The 26,168-nt window shown below is 72.1% G+C and carries 18 protein-coding genes; 10 read left to right on the top strand and 8 right to left on the bottom strand.

Annotated elements, in window-relative coordinates; genetic code table 11:
* Window positions 1-22: 22 nt before the first annotated feature.
* Window positions 23-934, bottom strand: a complete 912-nt coding sequence (locus tag ACZ6C6_RS02265) for a phosphatase PAP2 family protein (protein WP_469199289.1) — start codon at window positions 932-934, stop codon at window positions 23-25.
* 164 nt (window positions 935-1,098) lie between these two features.
* Complete coding sequence (locus ACZ6C6_RS02260; protein WP_469198195.1) at window positions 1,099-2,169, bottom strand: LacI family DNA-binding transcriptional regulator; 1,071 nt, start codon at window positions 2,167-2,169, stop codon at window positions 1,099-1,101.
* Window positions 2,170-2,540: 371 nt separating this feature from the next.
* Here ACZ6C6_RS02260 and ACZ6C6_RS02255 point away from each other — a divergent pair, with 371 nt between their 5' ends.
* The 5 genes from ACZ6C6_RS02255 to ACZ6C6_RS02235 all read left to right on the top strand — a co-directional run bounded on the left by ACZ6C6_RS02255 (window position 2,541) and on the right by ACZ6C6_RS02235 (window position 8,563).
* A complete protein-coding gene (locus tag ACZ6C6_RS02255) occupies window positions 2,541-3,815 on the top strand; it encodes an extracellular solute-binding protein (protein WP_469198193.1) in 1,275 nt (424 codons plus the stop codon).
* Between the two features lie 21 nt (window positions 3,816-3,836).
* Window positions 3,837-4,853 carry a carbohydrate ABC transporter permease gene (locus ACZ6C6_RS02250; protein ID WP_365679494.1) on the top strand — a complete coding sequence of 339 codons (1,017 nt, stop codon included), beginning with the start codon at window positions 3,837-3,839 and terminating at the stop codon, window positions 4,851-4,853.
* The gene (locus ACZ6C6_RS02245) at window positions 4,850-5,737 is read left to right on the top strand and encodes a sugar ABC transporter permease (RefSeq protein ID WP_469198191.1); all 888 of its coding nucleotides are present in this window, start codon (window positions 4,850-4,852) and stop codon (window positions 5,735-5,737) included. The genes ACZ6C6_RS02250 and ACZ6C6_RS02245 overlap by 4 nt, the downstream gene beginning before the upstream one ends.
* Window positions 5,738-5,831: 94 nt before the next feature.
* A complete protein-coding gene (locus tag ACZ6C6_RS02240; protein WP_469198189.1) occupies window positions 5,832-7,508 on the top strand; it encodes a glycoside hydrolase family 13 protein in 1,677 nt (558 codons plus the stop codon).
* Window positions 7,493-8,563, top strand: coding sequence for a LacI family DNA-binding transcriptional regulator (locus ACZ6C6_RS02235; RefSeq protein WP_469198187.1), 1,071 nt, complete (start codon window positions 7,493-7,495; stop codon window positions 8,561-8,563). The genes ACZ6C6_RS02240 and ACZ6C6_RS02235 overlap by 16 nt, the downstream gene beginning before the upstream one ends.
* A gap of 68 nt (window positions 8,564-8,631) precedes the next feature.
* Here the strand turns inward: ACZ6C6_RS02235 and ACZ6C6_RS02230 are convergent, their stop codons facing one another.
* A complete protein-coding gene (locus ACZ6C6_RS02230) occupies window positions 8,632-9,102 on the bottom strand; it encodes a hypothetical protein (protein ID WP_469198185.1) in 471 nt (156 codons plus the stop codon).
* A gap of 468 nt (window positions 9,103-9,570) precedes the next feature.
* Between ACZ6C6_RS02230 and ACZ6C6_RS02225 the strand changes: the two genes are divergently transcribed.
* The 5 genes from ACZ6C6_RS02225 to ACZ6C6_RS02205 all read left to right on the top strand — a co-directional run bounded on the left by ACZ6C6_RS02225 (window position 9,571) and on the right by ACZ6C6_RS02205 (window position 20,658).
* On the top strand, window positions 9,571-11,289 hold the full coding sequence (locus ACZ6C6_RS02225) for a carbohydrate-binding module family 20 domain-containing protein (RefSeq protein WP_469198184.1): 1,719 nt from the start codon (window positions 9,571-9,573) through the stop codon (window positions 11,287-11,289).
* A gap of 125 nt (window positions 11,290-11,414) precedes the next feature.
* On the top strand, window positions 11,415-16,739 hold the full coding sequence (pulA, locus tag ACZ6C6_RS02220; RefSeq protein WP_469198182.1) for a pullulanase-type alpha-1,6-glucosidase: 5,325 nt from the start codon (window positions 11,415-11,417) through the stop codon (window positions 16,737-16,739).
* 152 nt (window positions 16,740-16,891) lie between these two features.
* Entirely contained in the window at window positions 16,892-18,928 is a 2,037-nt protein-coding gene (locus ACZ6C6_RS02215) for an ATP-binding protein (protein WP_469198180.1), read from the top strand.
* A gap of 80 nt (window positions 18,929-19,008) precedes the next feature.
* Window positions 19,009-19,359: a 5-carboxymethyl-2-hydroxymuconate Delta-isomerase gene (locus ACZ6C6_RS02210; protein ID WP_469198178.1), complete on the top strand. Its 351-nt coding sequence runs from the start codon at window positions 19,009-19,011 to the stop codon at window positions 19,357-19,359.
* A 75-nt stretch (window positions 19,360-19,434) separates the two neighbouring features.
* A complete protein-coding gene (locus tag ACZ6C6_RS02205; protein ID WP_469198176.1) occupies window positions 19,435-20,658 on the top strand; it encodes a hypothetical protein in 1,224 nt (407 codons plus the stop codon).
* 30 nt (window positions 20,659-20,688) lie between these two features.
* On the opposite strand, the gene ACZ6C6_RS02200 is transcribed toward ACZ6C6_RS02205, so the two are convergent.
* From ACZ6C6_RS02200 to ACZ6C6_RS02180, 5 genes are all read right to left on the bottom strand, one after another.
* Window positions 20,689-21,411 (bottom strand): TetR/AcrR family transcriptional regulator, encoded by a 723-nt coding sequence (locus tag ACZ6C6_RS02200; protein WP_469198174.1) that lies wholly within the window; start codon window positions 21,409-21,411, stop codon window positions 20,689-20,691.
* A gap of 36 nt (window positions 21,412-21,447) precedes the next feature.
* Window positions 21,448-22,536, bottom strand: coding sequence for a PDR/VanB family oxidoreductase (locus ACZ6C6_RS02195; RefSeq protein WP_469198168.1), 1,089 nt, complete (start codon window positions 22,534-22,536; stop codon window positions 21,448-21,450).
* A gap of 2 nt (window positions 22,537-22,538) precedes the next feature.
* Complete coding sequence (locus ACZ6C6_RS02190) at window positions 22,539-23,447, bottom strand: metal-dependent hydrolase (protein ID WP_469198166.1); 909 nt, start codon at window positions 23,445-23,447, stop codon at window positions 22,539-22,541.
* 81 nt (window positions 23,448-23,528) lie between these two features.
* Window positions 23,529-25,460, bottom strand: a complete 1,932-nt coding sequence (locus ACZ6C6_RS02185; protein WP_469198164.1) for a hypothetical protein — start codon at window positions 25,458-25,460, stop codon at window positions 23,529-23,531.
* Window positions 25,461-25,525: 65 nt separating this feature from the next.
* Entirely contained in the window at window positions 25,526-26,071 is a 546-nt protein-coding gene (locus tag ACZ6C6_RS02180; RefSeq protein WP_469198162.1) for a carboxymuconolactone decarboxylase family protein, read from the bottom strand.
* Between the last annotated feature and the right edge of the window lie 97 nt (window positions 26,072-26,168).

Raw genomic sequence — 26,168 nt, 5'->3', positions numbered from 1 at the left:
ATCGCCGGAGGGGCTTGAACTGCTAGTGCCGGGTTGCCGCCGGTTCGCGGTGGGGCTGCGCCCCCAGCGCGCTGAGGCGAGGGCGCTTTTTCGTCTTCGGCGGGATGCGCCTCGGGAGCCGGTGCGGCAGCGCCCCGTACCACGCGTACGACACCGCGTAACCGAACGCCAGGCACGCGACGCCCCCCACCGCGTCCAGCCAGAAGTGGTTCGCCGTCGACACGATGACCATCAGGGTGACCGCGGGGTACAGCAGGCCCAGGATGCGGGCCCAGGGGGCGGAGGCCAGGGCGAAGACGGTGAGGCCGCACCAGAGCGACCAGCCGATGTGCATCGACGGCATCGCCGCGTACTGGTTGGACATGTTCTTGAAGTTGCCCGACGCCATCGAACCCCAGGTCTGGTGGACCAGGACCGTGTCGATGAAGTGCCCGCCGTTCATCAGGCGGGGCGGCGCCAGCGGGTACAGGTAGTAGCCGAGGAGTGCGACGGCCGTGGTCGCGAACAGGGCCAGCCTGGCTGCCGCGTACCGGCCGGGATGCCGGCGGAACAACCATACGAGCACACTGATCGTGACGATGAAGTGCAGCGTCGCGTAGTAGTAGTTCATCGAGACGATGAGCCATGTCACCGAGTTCACCGCGTGGTTGACCGACTGCTCGACCGCGATGCCGAGGAAGCGTTCGACCGACCACAGCCAGTCCGCGTTGGCGAGGGCGGCGGACTTCTGCTCCGGGACCGCGTTGCGCACCAGCGAGTACACCCAGTAACTCACCGCGACGAGCAGGATTTCGAACCAGAGGCGGGGCCGCCGGGGCGACCGTGGGGAGCGCAGCCGGGACACGACGTGATCGAGTGGTCTGTCGAGCGCTCTGCCGATCCCGTGTGTGCGACCGGACTGCTTCGTGTTCGCCTCGGGAGCCGCCTCGTTCACGATGGGTGACGGGGTGGCCTCCGTGCGGCCTTCCTGTCGTTTCACGCTCAATTCACCCATAGGCACAGAGTCTGCCAGATTTGCCTTCTCTGCCCGATGATCCTCCGGCGGAGCGCGAGTTGCACGTCCGGAGGGGGTGCGGCCCCGGGCGCGCGACGGGCCGGTTACGCCCCCGCGTGGGATGCTGGAAGAGTGGCCGGGGCGGGTGCGGCCGTGTCCTGGCCGGGGCCCGCCGCGGTGGAGCCGCGTACGACCAGTTCCGGCATGAAGACGAACTCGCTGTGCGGGGCGGGCGTGCCGCCGATCTCCTCCAGGAGCGTGCGCACCGCGGCCTGGCCCATCGCCGTCACCGGCTGGCGGATCGTGGTCAGCGGCGGATCGGTGAACGCTATGAGCGGCGAGTCGTCGTAGCCCACGACCGACAGTTCGCGCGGGACCTCGCGGGAGAGCCGGCGGGCGGCCCTGATCGCGCCGAGCGCCATCATGTCGCTCGCGCACACCACCGCCGTGCAGCCCCGCTCCATCAGCGCGGAGGCGGCGGCCTGGCCGCCCTCCAGTGTGTAGAGGGAGTGCTGGATCAGCTCCTCGACCTCGTCCGCCGTGAGGTTCAACTGCTCGCGCATCGTGGCGTGGAAGCCCTCGATCTTGCGGAGTACCGGCACGAAGCGCTTCGGGCCGACCGCGAGTCCGATCCGGGTGTGGCCGAGCGACACCAGGTGCGTCACCGCCAGCCGCATGGCGGCCCGGTCGTCCGGCGAGATGAAAGGTGCCTGCACCTTGGGCGAGAAGCCGTTCACCAGGACGAAGGGGACGCCCTGGGCGCGCAATTGCTCGTAGCGCCCCATGTCGGCCGAGGTGTCGGCGTGCAGCCCGGAGACGAAGATGATCCCGGAGACGCCCCGGTCGACCAGCATCTCGGTCAGCTCGTCCTCGGTCGAGCCGCCCGGGGTCTGGGTCGCCAGGACCGGGGTGTAGCCCTGCCTCGTCAGCGCCTGCCCGATGACCTGGGCGAGCGCCGGGAAGATCGGGTTCTCCAGCTCGGGCGTGATCAGGCCGACGAGCCCCGCGCTGCGCCTGCGCAGCCGTACGGGCCGTTCGTAGCCGAGTACGTCGAGCGCGGCGAGGACGGATTCGCGGGTGGCAGCGGCTACCCCGGGCTTGCCGTTCAGTACGCGGCTGACCGTCGCTTCGCTGACCCCCGCCTGAGTTGCGATATCGGCAAGCCGTGCGGTCATGGCAATGGACTGTACCGGGAGCGGGTCGGATTGCCCACCATGCACTGGAATCGGGCGGGACCGGCTGCCTTGCGGCGCGCTGAGCGGCGCCCCGCCGCATCCGGCGGCAACATCTTGCAAGCTCTTGCGGGCCCCGTTTGCCGGATGCGGTCAGATCGTCGCACTGCGGAATCGGGGCCGGTCGGCCTGGTGTGCCAGGGGTCGGGCAGTTTCGTCAAGTGGCTTGACGGCAACCTTGAGGACACGCCAATGTAACGATCGCCGGAGCTTGCAGAAATCTTCCGCAAAGTCTTTCGGTCGTCTTTCATCCTTGTTACGTTCACGTCGACCCGGCGCCGCGACGGAGCGGTACGGCAGTTGAAGGAGTTCAGATGCGACGTGGCATAACGGCCACCGCCCTGGTCGCGGCCCTGGCGCTCGCGGCGACCGCCTGCGGCAGCGACGACAAGTCCGACAGCGGTTCCAAGAGCTCGGGCGAGCTCTCCGGCACCGTGACGTGGTGGGACACCTCCACCGCGGGCAGTGAGGACAAGGTCTTCAAGAAGATCGCCGAGGGCTTCGAGAAGCTGCACCCGAAGGTCGACGTCAAGTACGTCAACGTGCCCTTCGGCGATGCGCAGAACAAGTTCAAGAACGCGGCGCAGGCCGGCTCCGGCGCCCCCGACGTGATCCGCTCCGAGGTCGCCTGGACCCCCGAGTTCGCGGACCTCGGCTACCTGGCCCCGCTGGACGGCACCCCCGCGCTGCAGAAGCAGGACGACTTCCTGAAGCAGGCCGCCGCGTCCACCAAGTACAACGGCAAGACGTACGCGGTGCCGCAGGTCATCGACTCCATGGGTGTCTTCTACAACAAGAAGATGTTCAAGGAGGCCGGCGTCGAGGTCCCCACCACCGTCGACGAGCTGAAGACCGTCTCCAAGAAGATCAAGGCGAAGACCGGCAAGACCGGCTTCTACCTGCGCGGCGACGACGCCTACTGGTTCCTGTCCTTCCTGTACGGCGAGGGCGGTGACATGGTCAGCGCGGCCGACAAGAAGGTCACCATCGACGACGCCGCCGGCGTCAAGGCCATGAAGGTCGTCAAGGACCTGGTCGACTCGGGCGCCGCCAAGACGGACGCCACGGACGGCTGGGAGAACATGCAGGCGTCGTTCAAGAACGGCGACGTCGCGATGATGATCAACGGCCCGTGGGCCGTCGCCGACACCTACACCGGCAAGGAGTTCAAGGACAAGGCCAACCTGGGCGTCGCCCCGGTCCCGGCCGGCTCCGCCGCGCAGGGTGCCCCGCAGGGCGGTCACAACCTGGCCGTCTACGCCGGTTCCAAGAACCTGGACGCCTCCTACGCCTTTGTCGACTACATGACCTCCGTCAAGACGCAGGCCCAGGTCACCAAGGAGCTGAACCTCCTGCCGACCCGTACCTCCGCCTACGCCGAGGAGCCGGTCGTCAACAACGAGATCGTCGGCTTCTTCAAGCCGGTCGTCGAGAGCGCCGTCGAGCGCCCGTGGATCCCGGAGACCGGCAGCCTCTTCGCGCCGCTCGTCACCGAGTACACCAAGGTCCTCACCGGTCAGACGACCCCGGAGAAGGCGGTCAAGGCGACCGGCGACTCCTACCGCAAGCTCCTCAAGGGCTGGAAGTAACTCAGGAAGGCAGGCCGGCTGATGGCTGTCCACACCAGCCAGTCGGTGGTGAAGGCCGCGGGCGACGACGTCGCCCGCGGCCGGAGCCGCGGAACTGGTAACCCCCCGCCGCCGGGACGGATACGGCGGGCCCTGTCGACGCACTGGTACGCCTGGACGATGGTGGCCCCGGTCGTCGTCGTGATCGGCGTGATCATCGGTTATCCCCTGGTCCGCGGCATCTACCTGTCGCTGACCGACGCCAACGAGCGCAACGTCGCGCGGTCCATCGGTGTCAATCACCTGCCCGCCACGTACAAGTTCGTCGGCCTGGACAACTACGCCGACGCGCTCACCGGCAACCAGTTCCTCGGCACACTCGGGTGGACCCTGGTGTGGACGGTCTCCTGCGTGGCCATCACCTTCGGCCTCGGCATGGCCCTGGCGAACATCCTCAACCGGAAGATCGCCGGCCGCTCCGCCTACCGGATGGCGCTCATCCTGCCCTGGGCCATCCCCGGCTTCGTCTCCGTCTTCGCCTGGCGCTTCCTCTACAACCAGGACCGCGGGCTGCTCAACAAGATCCTCGCCGGCGGCGGCATCGACGGCATCGACTGGCTGGGCGACCCGACCATCGCGAAGATCTCCGTCATCGTCGTCAACGTGTGGCTCGGCGTGCCGTTCATGATGGTCGCCCTGCTCGGCGGCCTCCAGTCCATCCCCAGCGAGCAGTACGAGGCCGCGGAGATGGACGGCGCCACCGCCTGGCAGCGCTTCCGCCACGTCACGCTGCCCGGACTGCGGCCGGTCTCCACGACCGTCATCCTGCTCTCCACCATCTGGACCTTCAACATGTTCCCGGTGATCTTCCTGCTCACCCGCGGCGGACCCGGCGAAGCCACCCAGATCCTGGTCACCCAGGCGTACAAGTTCTCCTTCGAGATCAGCCCGCGCGACTTCGCGCAGTCCTCCACGTGGGGCGTGCTGATCCTCGTACTCCTGCTGATCTTCGCCGCGGTCTACCGGCGAGTCCTGCGCACCCAGGGAGACGACTGGTGACCACCGCACCCACCCCCACCGCGCGGCACTCCGCGCCGCGACCGGCCAAGGTCCGGCTGCGCGGCGAGCGCTCGCCGCTGGCCTCCACCGCACTGCACCTGACGCTGATCGTCGCGTCCGTGATCGCCGTCTTCCCCGTGCTGTGGGTCCTGCTCACCTCGCTGAAGCCCGCCGAGTTCGCCACCACCACGGACTTCTTCAAGGAAACGACGTTCGAGAACTACACGAACCTCATCAAGGACACGAAGTTCCTGACCTGGTTCGGCAACTCGCTGATCGTCGCGGGCCTCACCACGCTCATCGGCGTCATCGTCTCGGCCTCCACCGGCTACGCCGTCAGCCGCTTCCGGTTCCCCGGCAAGCGCGGGCTGATGTGGACGCTGCTGATCACCCAGATGTTCCCGGTCGCCGTCCTCATCGTGCCGATCTACAACATCATGGCGGGCATGGGGCTGCTCAATAAGCCCGCCGGTCTCGTCATCACGTACCTGACCATCTCGGTGCCGTTCTGCGCCTGGATGATGAAGGGCTTCTTCGACACCATCCCGCGCGAGATCGACGAGTCCGGGCAGGTCGACGGACTCACCCCGTTCGGCACGTTCTGGCGGCTCATCCTGCCGCTGGCCAAGCCGGGCCTCGCGGTCACCGCGTTCTACTCCTTCATCACCGCCTGGGGCGAGGTGGCGTACGCCTCCGCCTTCATGGTCGGCGAGGACAACCTCACCCTCGCGGGCGGCCTCCAGCTGTTCGTCAACCAGTACGGCGCCCAATGGGGCCCGATGACCGCCGCGTCCGTACTGATCGCGATACCGGCGGCCCTGGTGTTCCTGTTCGCGCAGAAGCACCTCGTCACCGGCATGTCCGCCGGAGCCGTCAAGGGCTGAGCCCGCCCGTACGACCCGCACGCACCAGTCACGGTGGCGCCGGAATCCCGACCCGGTCCCGGCGCCACCCCCACCCAGAGACCCCAGGGACGACATGACCCAGCACCTCGCTGCCCCCTCCACCGGCACGTCCGACGACGCCGCCGGCCACCGCACCGGCTGGTGGCAGGACGCGGTGATCTACCAGGTCTATCCGCGCAGCTTCGCCGACGGCAACGGTGACGGCATGGGCGATCTCGCAGGCGTACGCGGCAGACTCCCGTACCTCAAGGAGCTCGGCGTCGACGCGGTCTGGCTCAGCCCGTTCTACGCGTCCCCGCAGGCCGACGCCGGGTACGACGTCGCCGACTACCGGGCCATCGACCCGATGTTCGGCAGCCTGCTCGACGCCGACGCGCTGATCCGCGACGCCCACGACCTGGGTCTGCGGATCATTGTCGACCTGGTGCCCAACCACTCCTCCGACCAGCACGAGTGGTTCAAGCGCGCGCTCGCCGAGGGCCCCGGCTCCGCCCTGCGCGACCGCTACCACTTCCGCCCCGGCAAGGGCGCCGACGGCGAACTCCCGCCCAACGACTGGGAGTCCATCTTCGGCGGCCCCGCCTGGACCCGCACGACCGACCCGGACGGCACCCCCGGCGAGTGGTACCTCCACCTCTTCGCCCCCGAGCAGCCCGACTTCAACTGGGAGCACCCCGCGGTCGCCGACGAGTTCCGCTCGATCCTGCGCTTCTGGCTCGACATGGGCGTCGACGGCTTCCGCGTGGACGTCGCGCACGGCCTGGTCAAGGCCGAGGGGCTGCCCGACCTGGGCACCCACGACCAGCTGAAGCTGCTCGGAAACGATGTCATGCCGTTCTTCGACCAGGACGGGGTGCACGAGATCTACCGCAGCTGGCGCACCATCCTCGACGAGTACCCGGGTGACCGCATCGCCGTCGCCGAGGCGTGGACGCCGACCGTCGAGCGCACCGCCAACTACGTGCGCCCCGACGAGATGCACCAGGCGTTCAACTTCCAGTACCTGGCGACCGCCTGGGACGCCGCCGCGCTCCGCGAGGTCATCGACACCTCGCTCGACGCCATGCGCCCGGTCGGCGCCCCGACCACCTGGGTGCTGTCCAACCACGACGTCACCCGGCACGCCACCCGGTTCGCCAACCCCGCGGGCCTCGGCACCCAGATCCGCACCCCCGGCGACCGCGAGCTCGGCCTGCGGCGGGCCCGCGCGGCGAGCCTGCTGATGCTGGCGCTGCCCGGCTCCGCCTACGTCTACCAGGGCGAGGAGCTCGGCCTGCCCGACGTCACCGACCTGCCCGACGAGGCCCGCCAGGACCCCTCGTTCTTCCGGGCCGACGGCCAGGACGGCTTCCGCGACGGCTGCCGCGTCCCGATCCCGTGGACCCGTGAGGGCTCCTCGTACGGCTTCGGCGCGGGCGGCAGCTGGCTTCCCCAGCCCGCCGGCTGGGGCGGGCTGAGCGTCGAGGCGCAGACCGGTGCGGCCGGCTCGACCCTGGAGCTGTACCGGGCCGCCATCGCCGCCCGCCGGGCGCACCCCGGTCTCGGCGCGGGCTCCGAGGTGCGCTGGCTGGACGCCCCGGAGGGGCTGCTCGCCTTCGCGCGCCCCGGGTTCGTCTGCACCGTCAACACCACGGGCGCCCCGGTCCGCATCCCCGTACCGGGCACGGCCCTGCTGTCCAGCGCGCCGGTCGCCACCGACGGCGACACGGTCGAGCTGCCCGCCGACACCACGGTGTGGTGGACGGTGTGACGACCGTCCCCCTGCCGAGGGGCCCCGGCGCGGGCGGTTCGCTCAGGCTGTCGGACATCGCCGGCCAGGCGGCCGTCAGCGAGGCGACCGTCAGCCGGGTGCTCAACGGCAAGCCGGGCGTCGCGGACACCACGCGTCAGCGGGTGCTCGCGGCGCTCGACATCCTGGGCTACGAACGGCCCGTGCGGCTGCGGCAGCGCAGCGCCGGGCTGATCGGGCTGATCACCCCCGAGCTGACCAACCCGATCTTCCCGGCGTTCGCCCAGTCCGTGGAGCAGGTCCTCGCCGGGCACGGCTACACGCCGGTGCTCTGCACCCAGCTGCCGGGCGGCGCCACCGAGGACGAGCTGGTCGAGCAGCTGGTCGAGCGGGGCGTCGGCGGCATCGTCTTCCTGTCCGGGCTGCACGCCGACACCTCGGCCGACCCGGCGCGCTACGCCGCACTGACCGAGCGCGGGGTGCCGTTCGTCCTGATCAACGGCTACAACGAGCGGATCAGCGCCCCCTTCGTCTCGCCCGACGACACCGCCGCCGTGCGGATGGCCGTGAGCCATCTCGCCGAACTCGGCCACCGCCGGGTGGGCCTGGCCATAGGGCCGCAGCGCTATGTGCCCTCGCGCCGGAAGCGGGACGGCTTCGTGGACGCCGCGGTCTCCGTGCTCGGCCTGGACCGCGCGGACGCCGAACTCCTGGTCTGCTCCACGCTGTTCAGCGTCGAGGGCGGCCAGGTCGCGGCGGGCGCGCTGCTCGACCGGGGGTGCACCGGGATCGTCTGCGGCAGCGACCTCATGGCGCTGGGTGTCGTCCGCGCGGCCCGGGACCGCGGGCTCGACGTGCCGCGCGACGTGTCCGTGGTGGGCTTCGACGACTCGCAGCTCATCGCGTTCACCGACCCGCCGCTGACCACGGTGCGCCAGCCGGTGCAGGCGATGGCGGCGGCCGCGGTGGGCGCGCTGCTGGAGGAGATCGGCGGCAGCCCCGTGCAGCGCACGGAGTACGTGTTCCAGCCGGAGCTGGTGGTCCGGGGCTCGACGGCGGCGCTGCGCAGCGCGTGAGCGGGCAGACGAAGGGGCCGGGTCCGGAGGGGGGACCCGGCCCTGTGGCTTTTCGTGTGGAACACGCCCTAGGCGTACCGGGGAGCCGCGGCGGCGCCCTGCCTGCGCAGCATCAGGACCATGCCGGTCGTGATGGCGAGGCCCACGAGGGCGAGGACGGAGCCCTTCACGACGGGCCCGAGCCAGCCGTAGTCGGCGGTGTAGGCGGCCTCGGCGTCCTCGGCGAGCCGGACGCCGCCGATCCGGGCGGGCATGGGGTCACCGCGGCGGACGTCGACCGCGTCCCTCAGCTCGACGTCCGGCGCCGTGACGGAGCCGTCGTCGCTGATGAAGGTGCCGATCCAGCCGCACGACTCCTTGCCGCACGTCCGGTCGGTGGGCGCCAGCGAGCCGACGGGCCCGTCGCGCAGGGCGGCCCGGCCCTCGATGCCCTCGACGGCCAGGCCGAGGCCGCCGCCGAGCGAGACGAGGAGCACGAAGAAGGCGGCGACACGCACGAAGACGCGTCCTCGCCTGGTCATGGGACGGCCGGTGCGCATGGGCACCGATCCTAGGGTCTGACTCGCTGTCGCCCCTTTTGCCTTGAGGACCGCGGGGCCCGGTCACGCCGGGGCGGGCCGACACAGGAGAGGCACCGGAGGTCGGCCCGGATTGGGCCGGCGGGGAGGTGTGACCGCCGGTGCCTCTCATGTTCCTGACCGGCCCGGCCGGCCGGGCGCGTGGGGCCCGGGGTAACGGGACCCCCGGCCGACCGGACCGGAGTCGGGAGAAACGTAACAGGGCTGCAATGTCTTGCGTAAGACCTTGCAGGAAGAAATCTGCGGTATTTCGTGGATGTGAGCGGGTGGTGTCCAAAGGGTTGACCGGGACCTGCCGGGCTCGTACGGTCTCGCTGCGGCAAGGTTTGCATTCTTGCAGCAAGAACCTTCAGAAGCCTTGAGGGCAGGGCGCGTTGCCGATGAGGCTCCGGACCGTCACCCGCATTTCCCCCACAGCAGGAGGAAAACATGGCCAGCAGACCCCTGTCTGCCGCGCTCGCCCTCGTCGCGGGAGCCGCCGCCCTCGTGGTCCCCGCCACGACGGCCCAGGCGTCCGCCCCGGGCACCAAGGACGTCACCGCCGTCCTCTTCGAGTGGAAGTTCGACTCCGTCGCCAAGGCGTGTACGGACACCCTCGGCCCCGCCGGATACGGCTTCGTGCAGGTCTCGCCGCCCCAGGAACACATCCAGGGCGGCCAGTGGTGGACCTCGTACCAGCCGGTCAGCTACAAGATCGCCGGGCGGCTCGGCGACCGCACGTCCTTCGCCAACATGGTCAGCACCTGCCACAGCGCGGGCGTCAAGGTCGTCGCGGACTCGGTCATCAACCACATGACCAGCGGTTCGGGCACCGGCACGGGCGGCACCTCGTACACGAAGTACAACTACCCCGGGCTGTACTCCTCGTACGACATGGACGACTGCACCTCCGAGATCAACAACTACGGCAACCGCGCCAACGTCCAGAACTGCGAGCTGGTCGGGCTCGCCGATCTGGACACCGGCGAGGACTACGTCCGCGGCAAGATCGCCGGCTACCTCAACGACCTGCTCTCGCTGGGCGTCGACGGATTCCGCATCGACGCCGCCAAGCACATGCCCGCAGGCGACCTCGCCAACATCAAGTCCCGGCTGACCAACCCCAACGCCTACTGGAAGCAGGAGGCGATCTACGGGGCCGGTGAGGCCGTCTCGCCCGACGAGTACGCCGGGAACGGCGACGTCCAGGAGTTCCGCTACGCCCGCGGCCTCAAGCAGGTCTTCAACAACGAGAACCTCGCCAACCTGAAGAACTTCGGGGAGGGCTGGGGCTTCATGTCCTCCTCGAAGGCCGCGGTGTTCGTCGACAACCACGACACCGAGCGCAACGGCGAGACGCTGAACTACAAGGACGGCGCCAACTACACGCTCGCCAGCGTGTTCATGCTGGCCTGGCCCTACGGCTCGCCCGACGTCCACTCCGGCTACGAGTGGTCCGACAAGGACGCCGGCCCGCCCAACGGCGGCACGGTGAACGCCTGCTACAGCGACGGCTGGAAGTGCCAGCACGCCTGGCGCGAGATCTCCTCCATGGTCGGCTTCCGCAACACCGCGCGCGGTGAGGCCGTCACCAACTGGTGGGACAACGGCGGCGACCAGATCGCCTTCGGGCGCGGCTCCAAGGCGTACGTGGCGATCAACCACGAGGGCTCCTCGCTGACGCGTACGTTCCAGACCTCGCTGCCCGCCGGCGACTACTGCGACGTGCAGTCCGGCAAGGGCGTCACGGTCAACGGCTCCGGCCAGTTCACCGCGACTCTCGGCGCCAACACCGCGCTCGCCCTGCACACCGGCGCCCGCACCTGCGGCGGCGGTTCCACCGGCCCGACCGACCCCGGCACGGAGACCGGCACCTCCGGCGCCTCCTTCGGCGTCAACGCCACCACCCAGCTCGGCCAGAACATCTACGTCACCGGCAACCAGTCCGCCCTCGGCAACTGGAACACCGGCAGCGCGCTGAAGCTGGACCCGGCGGCCTACCCGGTCTGGAAGCTCGACGTGAACATGCCCGCGGGCACCACGTTCGAGTACAAGTACATCCGCAAGGACGCGAGCGGCAACGTGACCTGGGAGAGCGGTGCCAACCGCACGGCCACGGTGCCGTCCTCCGGCAGGGTCACGCTGACCACGGACGTCTGGCGCGGCTGACCGGCCCCAGCGGCTGACCCGCCGGCCCCCAGCGGCCGGCCTCCACCCCCCACCCGCCGGGCGGGCCGTCCCCCAGCGGCCCGTCCGGCCCCGCACACCCCCGTAACCCCGCTAGGAGAGCCCGAGTGAAACGTCCGTACCCGCGCGTGCCCGCACGCAGAACGGCGACCGCCGTCGTCGCGGCCGCCCTGTGCGCGGCCCTGGTGCCCGCGCTGCCCGCCGCCGCGGCCCGGCCGCCCGCCGCGCCCTCGGACGCCAAGCTGGCCGCCCAGGCCACCCGGCACGACCTGACCCGCGAGCAGTTCTACTTCGTGATGCCCGACCGGTTCGCCAACGGGGACACGGGCAACGACCGGGGCGGGCTCACCGGTTCGCGCCTGGAGACCGGCTACGACCCCACCGACAAGGGGTTCTACCAGGGCGGCGACCTCAAGGGGCTGACCGACCGGCTCGACTACATCAAGGGGCTCGGCACCACCGCCATCTGGCTGGCGCCCATCTTCAAGAACCGGCCCGTGCAGGGCACCGGCAAGGACGCGTCGGCCGGCTACCACGGCTACTGGATCACCGACTTCACCCAGGTCGACCCGCACTTCGGCACCAACGCCGACCTGGCGAAGCTGATCGACAAGGCCCACCGCAAGGGCATGAAGGTCTTCTTCGACGTCATCACCAACCACACCGCGGACACCGTCGACTACGCCGAGAAGACCTACGGCTACAAGTCCAAGGGCGCCTACCCCTACCTCGACCGCGACGGGCGCCCCTTCGACGACGCCGCCGGCATGGCGAAGGTGGACGCCGACTCCTTCCCGTACAAGCCGGTGAGCGGCGGCGGCAAGACGCCGTCCTGGCTCAACGACCCGACGATGTACCACAACCGGGGGGACTCGACCTACGCCGGCGAGTCCACCACCTACGGCGACTTCTCCGGGCTCGACGACCTGTGGACCGAGCGGCCCGAGGTCGTCTCCGGCATGGAGAAGATCTACGAGAAGTGGGTCCGGGACTTCGACATCGACGGGTTCCGGATCGACACCGTGAAACACGTCGACATGGACTTCTGGACCCAGTGGGCCACCGCGCTCGACGCCTACGCGGCGAAGCACGGGCGCAAGGACTTCTTCATGTTCGGCGAGGTCTACTCCTCGGACACCGCCGTCACCTCGCCGTACGTCACCCAGGGCCGTCTGGACGCCACGCTCGACTTCCCCTTCCAGGAGGCGGCCCGCCAGTACGCCTCGCAGGGCGCCCCGGCCTCGAAGCTCGCCGCCGTCTTCGGCGACGACTACCGGTACACCACCGACAAGGCCAACGCCTACGAGCAGGTGACCTTCCTCGGCAACCACGACATGGGCCGCATCGGCACGTTCCTGAAGCAGGACAACCCCGGCGCCGGTGACGCGGAGCTGGTGAAGCGTGCCGAGCTCGCCAACGAGCTGATGTTCCTCGGCCGGGGCAACCCCGTCGTCTACTACGGCGACGAGCAGGGCTTCACCGGCGCGGGCGGCGACAAGGACGCCCGCCAGACGATGTTCGCCTCGAAGACCGCCGACTACCTGGACGACGACGAGCTGGGCACCGACCGCACGCACGCCTCCGACGCGTACGACGAGAACCACCCGCTCTACCGCACCATCGCCGCCCTCTCGAAGCTGACCCGGGACAACCCGGCGCTCCGCGACGGCGTCCAGACCGAGCGGTACGCCGAGGGCCCGGTGTACGCCTTCTCGCGCACGGACGCGAAGCGCGGCACCGAGTACGTCGTCGCCACCAACAACGGCACCTCCGCGAAGACGGTCGAGCTGCCCACCGGGTCCGCCCGCATGGACTTCCGCACGCTGTACGGCGGTACCGGTACGGTCCGCAGCGGCGCCGACAAGACCGTGAAGGTCACCGTCCCGGCCCTGTCGAGCATCGTGCTCCGCGCGGCCGAGCCCCTCGCCGCCCCGGCGACCAGGCCCTCCGTCACCCTGAAGGCCCCCGCCGCGGGCGCCACCGGCACCGTCGAGCTCACCGCCGACGTGGACGGCGGCTCGCTCAACCGAGTCGTCTTCGCCGCCCAGACCGGCAACGGCAGGTGGACCACCCTCGGCACCGCCGACCACGCCCCGTACAAGGTCACCCAGACGCTGAGCGACCGGACCGCCGCCGGAACACCGCTGCGCTACAAGGCCGTCGTGGTGGACCGCGCCGGCCGCACCGCGAGCGCCACCGCCTCCTCCACCGCCGGACAGGCGCCCGCCCCCGCCAAGCCCGTCGCCGTCGAGCGGGACTACGCGGTCGTCCACTACAAGCGCGCCGACGGCGACTACGACGGCTGGGAGGCCGAGTCCGGCGGGGCCACCGCCGCGTTCGCAGGGCGCGACGCGTACGGCGCGTTCGCCTGGATCGAGGTGCCCGAGGGCGCCGCCACCGTCCCGTACACCGTAGGGAAGTCCGGGACCGCCGACGGACCCGAGCGCACCGTGGACCTCGCGAAGACCGGTGAGGTGTGGATCGCGCAGGGCGAGGACGGCCAGGCCGACACCGCGCCGGACGGGGCCTACCCGGAGCAGGACACCACCAAGGCCGTCCTGCACTACTACCGGGCCGACGGCGACTACGACGGCTGGGGTCTGCACACCTGGACCGGCGCCAAGGAGCCCACGGACTGGGCCAAGCCGCTCCAGCCCGTGAAGAAGGACGCCTCCGGGCTCACCTTCGAGGTCCCGCTCACCGACGGGGCCACCTCGCTCAGCTACATCCTGCACCGGGGCGACGAGAAGGACCTCCCCAGCGACCAGTCCCTCGACCTCGCCACGTACGGCCACGAAGTGTGGATGCTCGGCGGCCGGGGCGGCTACCTGCTCCCGCAGGCCGGAGGCGTGCCGACGCCCGACCTGACCAAGGCCGAGGCGCAGTGGATCGACGCCGGCACGGTCGTCTGGAAGGTGAAGGCCACCGAGGCCACCAGCCAGCAGCTCGTGTACGCGCAGAAGGGCGGCATCACCGTCGAGGACGGCGCCCTCAGCGACGAGGGCCAGTGGCTCCGCCTCACCCCCTCCGCGCTGACCGACGCCCAGAAGGCGAAGTACCCGCACCTCAAGGACTACCCCGCCTTCACCGTCGACGCCCGGGACCGCGACCGCGTCCGCGACGCCCTGCGCGGCCAGCTCATCGCCACCCAGCGCGCCGCCAACGGGGCCCTGCTCGCCGCCACCGGGGTGCAGAGCGCCGGAGTCCTGGACGACCTCTACGGCGCGAAGGCGAGCGGAGCCGCGCTCGGCCCGGTCTTCCGCCACGGCACCCCCACCCTCTCGGTGTGGGCGCCCACCGCCCGTACCGTCGCCCTCGAACTCGACGGGAAGACCGTCCCCATGCGGCGCGACGACCGCACCGGCGTCTGGTCCGTCACCGGGAAGAAGAACTGGACCGGCAAGCCCTACCGGTACGTCGTGAACGTCTGGGCGCCCACCGTCCAGAAGCTCGTCACCAACAAGGTCACCGACCCCTACTCCACCGCCCTGACCACCGACTCCGCCCGCAGCCTCGTCGTCGACCTGGAGGACCGCGAGCTCGCCCCCAAGGGCTGGGACACGCTCCGCAAGCCCGCCGCCGTGCCGCTGCGCGACGCGCAGATCCAGGAGATCCAGATCCGCGACTTCTCCATCGCGGACCCCACCTCGAAGCACCCCGGCGAGTACCTGGCCTTCACCGACACCCGCTCCGACGGGATGAAGCACCTCAAGCGGCTCGCGGACTCCGGCACCAGCTACGTCCATCTGCTGCCCGCCTTCGACATCGGGACCGTTCCCGAGAGGAAGAAGGACCAGCAGAAGCCCGCCTGCGACCTGTCCGTCTACGCCCCCGACTCCGCCGAACAGCAGGCGTGCGTGGCGAAGGCCGCCGCGAAGGACGGCTTCAACTGGGGCTACGACCCGCTGCACTACACCGTCCCCGAGGGCAGCTACGCCTCCGACCCGGACGGCACGAAGCGCACCGTCGAATTCCGGCAGATGGTCCAGGGCCTCAACGGCGCCGGGCTGCGGACCGTCATGGACGTCGTCTACAACCACACCGTCGCCTCCGGCCAGGACGACAAGTCCGTCCTCGACCGGATCGTGCCCGGCTACTACCAGCGGCTCCTGGAGGACGGCACCGTCGCCACCTCCACCTGCTGCGCCAACACCGCCCCCGAGAACACCATGATGGGCAAGCTCGTCGTGGACTCGGTGGTCACCTGGGCCAAGGAGTACAAGGTCGACGGCTTCCGCTTCGACCTGATGGGCCACCACCCCAAGGCCAACATCCTGGCCGTCCGCAAGGCCCTCGACGCGCTGACCGTCGCCAAGGACGGCGTGGACGGCAAGAAGATCATCCTGTACGGGGAGGGCTGGAACTTCGGTGAGATCGCCGACGACGCCCGCTTCGTCCAGGCCACCCAGAAGAACATGGCCGGCACCGGCATCGCCACCTTCTCCGACCGGGCCCGGGACGCCGTACGCGGCGGCTCCCCGTTCGACGAGGACCCCGGCGTGCAGGGCTTCGCCACCGGCCTCTACACCGACCCCAACACCTCCGCCGCCAACGGCACGCGGGCCGAGCAGAAGGCCCGCCTGCTGCACTACCAGGACCTGATCAAGGTCGGCCTCACCGGCAACCTCGCCGACTACACCTTCACCGACACCTCCGGGAACACGGTCAAGGGCTCCGGCGTCGACTACAACGGCGCCCCGGCCGGATACGCCGCCGAACCCGGTGACGCCCTCGCCTACGCCGACGCCCACGACAACGAGTCCCTGTACGACGCGCTCGCGTTCAAGCTCCCGGCCGGCACCCCGGCCGCGGACCGGGCCCGGATGCAGGTCCTGGCCATGGCGACGGCGACCCTCTCCCAGGGCCCGGCGCTCTCCCAGGCCGGCACGGACCTGCTGCGCTCCAAGTCGCTGGACCGCAACTCCTTCGACAGCGGCGACTGGTTCAACGCCCTGCACTGGGACTGCCGGGCCGGCAACGGCTTCGGGCGCGGACTGCCGCCGGCCGCCGACAACGAGGCCAAGTGGCCCTACGCGAAGCCCCTGCTGACCAACGCCACGGTCACCCCGGGCTGCGCACAGATCAACGGCGCCTCGGCCGCGTACCAGGACCTGCTCACCATCCGCACCACGGAGGAGGACTTCGACCTGGCGAGCGCCGCGCAGGTGCGGTCCCGGCTCACCTTCCCGCTGTCCGGCAAGGACGAGACCCCCGGCGTGATCACGATGCGCCTCGGCAAGCTCGTCGTCGTCTTCAACGCGGCCCCCGGCACCACCACCCAGAAGGTCGCCGCGCTGGCCGGTGAGGACTACGCCCTGCACCCCGTTCAGGCGAAGGGCGCGGATTCTACCGTCAAGAAGTCCTCGTACGAGCGGAGTTCGGGCAGCTTCACCGTTCCGGGACGCACGGTGGCGGTGTTCACCCTGCGCTGACCGTTACGGGACTACCGTGTGGGCAGCCGCCCGGGGGTGTCGCAGGGCGTGCTCCGAAAGTAACGCCGTCCGCCCGCCCGGCAGGCGGGACTTTCGGAGCACGCCCTACCTCCGGGCATGCCTTTCACTCCACCTGTGCAGCGACGGTGACGATGGCCAGCAACCTCCCCGAGGAGACCACCAGCTTTGTCGGACGGACGGCCGAGCTCACCGGGCTCGAACACGCCCTCGCCACCGGCCGGCTGACCACCCTCACCGGCACCGGAGGCGTCGGCAAGACCCGGCTCGCCCTCCGCGCCGCCCGTCGTGCCGCCCCCGGCTACCGCGACGGCGTCCGGTGGGCCGACCTCGCCCCCCTGCACGACGACGAACTCCTCCTCGCCACCGTCTCCGACGCGGTCGGCCTCAGCGACCACACCCTGCGCCCGCCCATCGACGTGCTGTGCGAATGGCTCGCCGACAAGCAGCTCCTGCTCGTCCTGGACTCCTGCGAGCACCTGCTCCCCGCCTGCGCCCACCTCCTCGGCGAGATCCTCACCACCTCGCCCGGGCTCACCGTCCTCGCCACCAGCCGCCAGCCCCTGGACCTGCGGGGCGAACAGCTCGTGGAGGTCGACCCGCTGCCCGTCGACGGGTCCGCCGACGCGCTCACGCTCTTCCGGGAACGCGCCACGGCCGCCGCCCCCGCCACCCCCTTCCGGGAACCGGGCACCGCCGAGGCCGCCGCCGACATCTGCCGCCGCCTCGACGGCATCCCGCTCGCCATCGAGCTCGCCGCGGCGGCGGTCGGGCGGCAGAGCGTCCAGGAGATCGCCCAGCGCCTCGGCTCCCGGCTCGACGTCTTCGCCGACGCCACGCTCCGCCCGGTCCGCCACCGCACCCTGCGCACCGCCATCGGCTGGTCCCACGAGCTGTGCACCCCGCTCGAACGGCTCCTCTGGGCCCGGCTCACCGTGCTGCGTGGCGACTTCGAGGAGGACACCGCCGTCACCGTCTGCGCCGGCGGCCCCCTCACCGAGGACGGCGTCCGCGCCGCCCTGCGCGGCCTGGCCGCCAAATCCGTCGTCACCCGCGAGGGCACCCGCCACCGCATGCTCGACACCCTGCGCGAGTACGGCCGGATGTGGCTCGCGGAGCTCGGCGAGGAACGGGAGGCCGCCGACCGGCACGCCGCCTGCTTCCTGAGCCTGGCCCGCAACGCCCACGCCGGGTGGACCGGCGACGACCAGATCCTCTGGTACCACCGCATCGCCGACGCGCACGCCGACCTGTGCGCCGCGCTGGACCACCTCCTCGCCCACGACCCCGCCGCCGCCCAGGAGATGGCCGGCCGGATCGGCTTCTTCTGGTGCTGCTGCGGCCACCTCCCGCAGACCCGGGGCTACGCCCAGCGCGCCCTGGACACCGGACCGGCCGAAGGCCCCCACCGCACCCGGGTGCTGTGGGTGCTCGGGATCTGCGTGCTGCTCCAGGGCGACTACCCGGCCGCCGAACGCATCGGCCGCGAGTGCGTCCGCGAGGCCGCCGCCGACGGCACCGACGAGGGCATCCTCGCCGCCGCCTATCTGCGCGGACTCACCCACCTGATGACCGGCGAACCCGAGAAGGGCCTCCGCGAGGCGCGACGGGTGCTGCGGAGCACCGCGTCCGGGACCAGGCTCGAAGCGGCCTACCGGCTGCGCTGCCACCTCATCACCGTCTTCGCCCTCACCGGGCTCGGCCGCCTGGAGGAGGCCGCGTCGGCCGCCGTCGTGCTGCGGGCGGCCTGCGACGCCCAGGACGAGTGCTGGACCCGGTCCTACGTGGACTACCAACTCGCGCTGATCGCCCTGCTCCAGGGCCGCGCCGAACCCTCCGCCGCGCACGCCCGGGCCATGCTCGCCGGCAAGCACCGGCTCCGCGACCGCTTCGGCATCGCGCTCGGCCTGGACATCCTGGCCGCCGCCATCGCCGCCCAGGGCGAGGGGGCCAGGGCCGCCCGCGTCTACGGCACCGGACAGGTCTACTGGCGCATGGTCGGCCACCCCCAGCGCGGCACCCCCGAGCTGGGCCCGGTCCGCGAGACGTGCGAACGGCGCGCCCGGGAGGCGGTCGGCGACGCGGCCTACCGGCGCGCCTTCGAGCAGGGCAGGGCGGACAGCGCGGAGGCGGGTCTCGCCCTGGCACTCCACGGCGAACTGCTCACATAGTGAATCCTTGTTGTGCGCCTTCCCCGGTACGGGAAGGCTGGGCGGCGTCCGTCCACGCCCCGACCGCCCCGGAGACCGCCATGCCGCAGATCACCGTCGACTACTCCGCCGAGCTCGGCGACGCCTTCGACCGCCCCGCGTTCGCCCTCGCGTTGCACCCGGTCGTCGCCGAGACCGTCGACACCAGGATCGCCGCCTGCAAGACCCGCTTCCGGCGGGCCGAGGAGACCGTGGTCGCGGACGCGCCAGGCGGCGACGCGCTCGTGCACGTGGACATCTCGCTGCTGCCCGGCCGCACCCCCGAGACCAAGGCCCGGCTCACCGAGGCCGTCCTGGAGCTCCTGCGCGCCCACCTCGGCGCGGTCACAGGTCCGACGCTGCACCTCTCGGCGGAGGCCCGGGACCTCGACCCCTCCTACCGCAAGGTCTGATCCGGCCCGGGGTGCAACCCGGCGGGCGGTCCGCGGCACTTACCGGGTGAGACCGTCTCCGGAAGGAACCACCCTGTGCTGAAGTACAGCCGCCGCTCACTGCTCCACGTCGCCGTGGCCACGGCCGCCCTGACCGTCGCCCTGTCCGCGCCCGTGCCCGCCTCCGCGCTGGACGGGGCCGGGCGCACCTGGTCGGACGAGGCGACCCCGTACACCGACGCCACACTCCTCGACGTCGCGAACGTGGGGCTGGGGAGGACCTGGGCGGCCGGGTTCACCATCCACAACGAGGGCCAGGTGACGCGCTTCCGGCCCGTCGTGGCAGAACGTGCCGAGCCCGGCGCGGCGTGGACGCCCGTGCCCGCGGCGACCGCGGCCGCCGGTGAGGTCAGCAGCCGGATCAACGCCATGGACGCGAACGGCGGCCGTGACGTGTGGCTCGTCGGCGACGACTCCGCCGCCCTGGACGGAAAGGTGTACACCCAGCACTTCGACGGCAAGCGCTGGCAGGTCGTGGCGGCGGAGCTGCCGGAGAAGTCGGACGCCGGTTCGCTGCTGGACGTGGACGCCTGTGCGGGCGGCGCCTGGGCCGCCGGGAACGCGCAGATCGAGGTCTCCCGCACCTGGAACGAGGCGAAGGGGACCTGGAACATCCAGTACCGGACCGCCGGAATCGTCCGCCACTTCGACGGAACGGCCTGGCGTGACGTACCGCTTCCCGAACTGCCCAGCGAGTACTGGTACCTGAACGGCATACAGGCGGTGGCAGACGACGACATCTGGGCGGCCGGTTACGACGGTGACAGCGGCCGTCCGCTGCTGCTGCACTACGACGGCGCCTCCTGGCAGCGGGCGGACGCCCCCGGCGTCACGGACATCCCCGGGCAGGCCCAGAAGTTCGCGGTGACCGGGGACGGCGCGTTGTGGCTGGTGGGCGAGGACTGGTCGCCCGAGGACGGGACGACGCGCGCCCTGGTCGCCCGCCACGACGCCACCGGCTGGCACAAGCTCGCCGTGCCGGACGTGCCCGCACGGCTCTTCGGCGTCACCGCACGCTCCGGGGGCGGGATCGCCGTCGTCGGCCAGACCCTCGGTGAGCGGAGGGACGCACTGGCGTGGGCGTGGCAGCCCACGGGCCGGGACCGCTGGAAGGACCTCGCGCTCCCGCAGCCCGCGGCGACGGACCCGGCCGAGAACGTGGCGAGCGCGGTGACCGGCGGCCGGGCGGGGCTCACGGTGGTCGGCACCTCGACCACCGCGGGCGCGGAACCCCAGCCCTTCGTGTCCGTACGACGCTGAAGGCCCCGGGGGCGGCGCCCGCGCCGCCCCCTACGGCAGCCGCTGCGCCGGCACCGCCGGAACGGCCGGCGCCAGCGCGGAGAGCCGGGTCAGCAGGTCACCGAACGGCCCGTCGGCCGGCTCCTGCGCCAGCACCCGCAGCACGATCCCCGCCATCTCCTCGTCGTACGCCGCGCTCACAGCGGCCAGCGCGGCGAAGTCGTGGACGAGCTGCAGCTCCAGCTCGGCCCGGGGCACCCGCCGCCCGTCCAGCCAGAGGAGCGCCGTCGACTCGGCGAGCGACACCCAGGACCGTACGACCAACTCCAGTCGGGCCGGGGGCTCCCCGACGTCCAGATGGGCCAGGATCTGTTCGCAGGCGGCCTGGCGCACCCCGTCGATCATGGCGTTCGCCGTGGACGAGCCCACCGCCGGACCGCCCCGCATCAGCGCGGCGAACCCGGGCCCGTGCTCCTCCACGAAGTCGAAGAACCGGCCCATCACCCGCAGCAGCCGTGCGCCGAGCGGCCCTTCGCGCGGCTCCAGGAACCTCGCCGCCAGCTCGTCGGCTGCCAGGCTCAGCGCCGCCTCGTACAGGCTCTGTTTGCCCGGGAAGTAGTGGTAGACCAGGGGCCGCGAGATCCCGGCCGCCGCCGCGATCTCGTCGATCGACACCTCGTCCGGCGCCCGGTGGCTGAACAACTCCAGCGCGACGCCGATCAGCTGCTGCCTGCGCTCCTCGACGCCCATCCTGCGCCGCACCCCGGTCGTCATGCCCTCCAGCGTACCGACCGGTGGGTCCGGGCCGGATCAGAGGTCCAGCACCAGCCGGCCGCCGCCCCGGCACCGGGAGACGCAGATCAGCATGGAGTCCGCGCGCTCCGCGTCCGTCAGCAGCTCGTCGCGGTGCTCCACCTCGCCCGCCAGGACGCGCTGTTGGCACGTACCGCAGAAGCCCTGCTCGCAGGAGTACGTGACATGCGGCAGTGCGGCCCGCACGGCGGCCAGCACCGACTGGTCCGCCGCGACCGGCACCGTGAGCCCCGAGCGGCGCAGCTCCACCTCGAACGGGGCCGCACCGCCCGGGCTGGGGGCCGCCGTGAAGCGTTCCAGGTGCAGGGTGCAGCCGGGTGGCAGGGCGGCGGCGACCGCGTCCATCAGGGGCTGCGGGCCGCAGCAGTGGACCGCCGTGCCGTCGGCCGCGTCCGCGAGGGCAGCGGCGAGATCCGGGTGCCCCGCCTCGTCCTGCGGGACGACCGTGACCCGGCCGCCGCCCGCGCCCAGCTTCTCGACCTCCTCCAGGAACGGCATCGTGTCCCGGCTCCGGCCCCCGTACACCAGCCGCCAGTCGGCGCCCTCGGCGGCCAGCCGGCGGACCATCGGCAGGACCGGGGTGATGCCGATGCCACCGGCGATCAGGAGATGGGCGGGGGCGGCGGCGAGCGGGAAGCGGTTGCGCGGGCCGCGCACCTCGATCTCGGCGCCCTCGTGGAGCGCCGTGTGCACCTCGCGGGAGCCGCCGCGCCCGTCCGCCACGAGCCGGGCGGCCACGGTGTACGAGCCGGTGTCGGCGGGGTCCCCGCACAGCGAGTACTGCCGGATCAGGCCGGAGGGCAGCACCAGGTCCAGATGGGCGCCGGGCTCCCAGGCGGGCAGCTCCGGCCCCTCCAGGCGGAGTTGGACGACGCCCTCGGCGGGGCTGGTCCGCTCGGTGACCAGCAGCCGCCGCCCGGTGGTCGAACGGCGCGTGTTCCGGCCGGACACGGGCTGCTCCAGCGCGGGCATCGGCCACAGCGGGGACGTGGCGATGCGCCGGCGCATCGCCCGCCGGGCGAGCAGCACGGCTCCGGCCGCCACGGCGACCGTACGCAGGCGGGGGAGGGGCAGGGAACGCGGCATGGTCAACGGGCTTCCGTCGTACGGGCCTCGGCCGCGACTGCGGCGGGCGAGCGGGTGAGGTAGTCGACGGCCTGGGCCGTGCTGCCCTCCTGCGAGGGGTGGTACGTACGGCTCAGATAGCGCGGGACGGAGCGCAGGATCGCCGGGGTGCTGGGCAGGGTGCCGTGCCGGCCGCTGCGGTAGAACTGCCCGAAGGACGCCTTGCCGTCCAGCAGGCTCGGGTCGTTCTCCATGAAGAACCGGGTGCCGCGCTGCCAGAGGAAGAGCAGCGCGGAGAACGCCGTCGCCCAGGTCCGCACCCGCCGCCGGTAGCCGCCGTCGACGTGCATGAACACGTCGAAGGCGACCGAGCGGTGCTCGACCTCCTCGGCGCCGTGCCAGCGCAGCAGGTCCAGCATGGTCGGGTCGGCCCCGCGCCGGTCCAGCTCCTCGGCGTTGAGTATCCAGTCGCCCAGGAACGCCGTGTAGTGCTCGATCGCCGCGATCGTCGCCACCCGCTCCTTCAGCCACCAGGTGCGCGCCCGGCCCGGCGGCAGCGTCCGGTCGCCGAGCAGCTTCTCGAAGAGCCAGTCGACCTGCGCGGTGTACGGCGTCGGGTCGAGCCCCAGCTCCTTGAGGTGCGGCAGCACGTCGTCATGGGCCTGGGAATGCATCGCCTCCTGGCCGATGAAGCCGATGACGTCCTGGCGCAGCTCCTCGTCGTGGATGTACGGGAGCACCTGGCGGTAGACGTGGATGAACCAGCGCTCCCCGGCGGGCAGCAGGAGGTGGAGCACATTGATGGTGTGCGTGGTGAACGGATCGCCCGGCACCCAGTGCAAGGGCGTCCGGTCCCAGGCGAAACTGACCCGGCGGGCCTTGAGGGAGGTCCGCTCCGACGCGACCGCCGCAGGCTGCTGCGTGTTAGACATGTTGTCAAAATACTGAGCGGTAGGCCCGGGGAACAGGGGTGTGCACCGGATTCCCGGGCCCGTCCGCGCCGGACCGGCCGCTCAGTGCAGCGCGTCGACCCGGCTGCCGTCCTTCAGCCGTCCGTGGAGCCGCGGCCGGCTGCCCTCGGCCGCGGGGACCGCGAGCAGCCGCCCCCGGGCGGCGCCCGTCACCCCGCCCGACGTGGACAGCGACGCGAACTGCTCGCTGCCCGCCGCCAGGACGTACCACCGCCCGCCCGGCGACTGCCAGAGCACGCCCGCCAGCACCCTGGGCGTCCGCGCCCCGCACTCCGGCGCGTCCTCACCCCGCGCCGCGACCGCGCCCGGCGCCTCCGGGCGGGCCGACGGGGCCTGGAACTGCGCGATGACCCTGCTCCCGGCCCCGCGCCAGGTCTCCGCCCGGGTGCACAGCCAGCGCGCCGTGCCCCCGCCCTCGGGCAGCGGCTGCCGGGCGTACGCCCAGGAGTTGACCGACCGCACCCCGTGCGACCGGACCGTCCGCAGCAGACACGCGGTGCGCGCCCAGCCCTCCCGCCCGGCCCGCCCCGTGACGTCGTGCGGGCTGCCCGGGGCGCCCGAGGTGAGCCGGGCCGGGGCGAGCTCGCCCAGGTCCGTGACCAGCCGCACCGATGAGCCCCCGGTCAGCTCGACGGCCTCCCAGGACCGGCAGCCGGAGCCCGCCGCCGGGTCGGCCAGCGGGCCGGTCACCCCGTCCGGGGAGCGGTCCAGCGGCCGGGCCGCCCGGTCCGGCGCGAGCAGGTCCCGCACTCGGGCCCCCCGCACCCAGGGGGCCGTCAGATACCGCACCCCGTCCCCGTTCCTGGCCACCACCAGCGCGCCCGACGACGCCTCGTCCGCCCCGTCCACCCGCGCGAAGTCGAGGGCGGCGCCCAGCGCGGGGTCGGCGTTGCGCGGCTCGGCGTACCGCACGACGCGCAGCCCGTCGTGGAACAGCACCACCGCGGAATCCCCCACCTCACCCGCGAACAGCAGCTGCGGAGCGCCCATCGGCGGGCCCGTGGGCGTGTCCGGCGTCGCCGACGTCCGGACCCCGGCGCCCGGCCGGGCCCACACCGCGAGGGCGCGCCGCAGCAGCCGGGTGTCCTGGGTGCGGTCGCCGCGCGTGGGCCAGGAGGTGAAGTCCGTACGCGCGGAGTGGCGCCAGTACGTCGCGGGCACCCGGCGCAACGCCCCCGGTTCCAGGGCCGCTTCGGACGCGGGATTGCGCGCGTACACCGGGGCGGTCAGCCCGACCTGCCCCCAGCCCCCGCCGGGCAGCCCGAGCAGCGCCCCGCACACCAGGAGCGCGGCACCGGCCGCGAGCGCGGTGCGGGCGCGTCTGCGGCGGCCCGGCAGATCGGGCGGCCGGGCCTGGAGCGAGCAGGGGTCGAACTCCGGGGAGCCCAGCAGTCCGTGCCCGGCCCGCACCCCGTCCGCCTCGGTCAGGGCCGCGTGCGGATCGGCGACCCCGGCGGCGGCCAGCTCCCGCCGGACCTCCCCGTCCGCGAGCCCCTCCAGGCCGCGCAGGACGAACGCGGCCCGGGCGGGGGCGGTGAGGGCCGCCAGCTCCCGCTCCAGGGCGAGTTCACCGGCGCCGCCCGGGTGCGGGAGCAGGCGCAGCCCCCACGCCGACGGCAGGACGGGCGGCAGGGTGGCGCGGTGCGGCCAGTACCGGAGGCGCCGGGCACGCCCCGCCGCCAGTGCCCGGCGCAGCACCTGGCGCCGCACGTAGGTGTACGCGGGGTCGGCGGATCCGTCGCGGCCGGGGCGGCGGGGGAGGGGGACGCTCGCCGCACCGGCGCGGTGGGCGGCCTGGAGGGAGCGCTGGGCGAGGGCGTGGGCGGCGAACACCCGCCGGGCGCGGCTCCGCTGGGGCGGCAGCAGGAGATAGCCGATCCGCACCAGCCGCGGGTAGTGCTCGACCAGCGCGGCCTCGGCCTGTTCCGCGTCGACCGGGGCGACGGCCTGCGGTAGCTCTGACGGTGGGCGCACATTCAGCTGAACGAGCGAATGGTGCGATGGTCACTCCGGGACCCTCCGCCGGGGCCCCGCGGCCGTCAGGCGAACCGGGCCAGCGGGCCGTCGACCGGCGCGCCCGTCATCCGGTTGGCGAAGGTCGACAGGGTGTAGGTGGCGATGCCGAGGGTCACCTCCAGGGCGTTGCGCGCGGTGTAGCCGTGGGCGGTGAACGCCTCGATCGCCGCCTCGTCCACGGCTCCGTTCGCGGCGAGGACGGCCAGGGTGAACCGCCGCATGGCTTCGAGCCGTTCGTCCGGGAGCGGGGTGCCCTCGCGCAGGGCGGCGACGAGGGCGGGCTCGGCGTCCAGGGCGGTGAGTATGCCGGTGTGCATCGCCACGCAGACGTGGCAGCCGTTCCGGGTGGCCATGGCCATGCTCAGGACCTCGCGCGAGAGCTTGTCCAGGGTGGTGGACTCGAAGAGGGCGTTCATCTTCAGGAAGCCGCTCAGCACCTCGGGCGAGGCGGCCATCCGTCCGGCGGCGGCCGGCAGGAAGCCCTGCTTCCGCGCGATGGCCGACAGCCCGGGGCGGGCGGCGGCGGGGGCGGATTCCAGGGTGTGGTCGGGGAAGGCGGTCGCGGGCATGGTGGGACCTCTCGGGTAAACTCGACAACGTGATTGACGATAAAAACGTAAACCAGGTTGTCGAGTTTGGCAATGCCGGGCATCCGGGCGGACGTGG

It is taken from the genome of Streptomyces sp. NPDC041814, from assembly GCF_055590565.1.
Note: the sequence above shows the minus strand (reverse complement) of the source record. Positions and strands in the feature narration are given on the sequence as shown.

Bases quoted from the DNA above. Each gene is read 5' to 3' on its own strand.
- ACZ6C6_RS02250 (WP_365679494.1), top strand. From the start codon at position 3,837: ATGGCTGTCCACACCAGCCAGTCGGTGGTGAAGGCCGCGGGCGACGAC.
- ACZ6C6_RS02200 (WP_469198174.1), bottom strand. From the start codon at position 21,411: ATGACGACCGGGGTGCGGCGCAGGATGGGCGTCGAGGAGCGCAGGCAG.
- ACZ6C6_RS02180 (WP_469198162.1), bottom strand. From the start codon at position 26,071: ATGCCCGCGACCGCCTTCCCCGACCACACCCTGGAATCCGCCCCCGCC.
- ACZ6C6_RS02255 (WP_469198193.1), top strand. From the start codon at position 2,541: ATGCGACGTGGCATAACGGCCACCGCCCTGGTCGCGGCCCTGGCGCTC.
- ACZ6C6_RS02195 (WP_469198168.1), bottom strand. From the start codon at position 22,536: ATGCCGCGTTCCCTGCCCCTCCCCCGCCTGCGTACGGTCGCCGTGGCG.
- ACZ6C6_RS02190 (WP_469198166.1), bottom strand. From the start codon at position 23,447: ATGTCTAACACGCAGCAGCCTGCGGCGGTCGCGTCGGAGCGGACCTCC.
- ACZ6C6_RS02260 (WP_469198195.1), bottom strand. From the start codon at position 2,169: ATGACCGCACGGCTTGCCGATATCGCAACTCAGGCGGGGGTCAGCGAA.
- ACZ6C6_RS02230 (WP_469198185.1), bottom strand. From the start codon at position 9,102: ATGCGCACCGGCCGTCCCATGACCAGGCGAGGACGCGTCTTCGTGCGT.
- ACZ6C6_RS02215 (WP_469198180.1), top strand. From the start codon at position 16,892: ATGGCCAGCAACCTCCCCGAGGAGACCACCAGCTTTGTCGGACGGACG.
- ACZ6C6_RS02240 (WP_469198189.1), top strand. From the start codon at position 5,832: ATGACCCAGCACCTCGCTGCCCCCTCCACCGGCACGTCCGACGACGCC.
- ACZ6C6_RS02225 (WP_469198184.1), top strand. From the start codon at position 9,571: ATGGCCAGCAGACCCCTGTCTGCCGCGCTCGCCCTCGTCGCGGGAGCC.
- ACZ6C6_RS02210 (WP_469198178.1), top strand. From the start codon at position 19,009: ATGCCGCAGATCACCGTCGACTACTCCGCCGAGCTCGGCGACGCCTTC.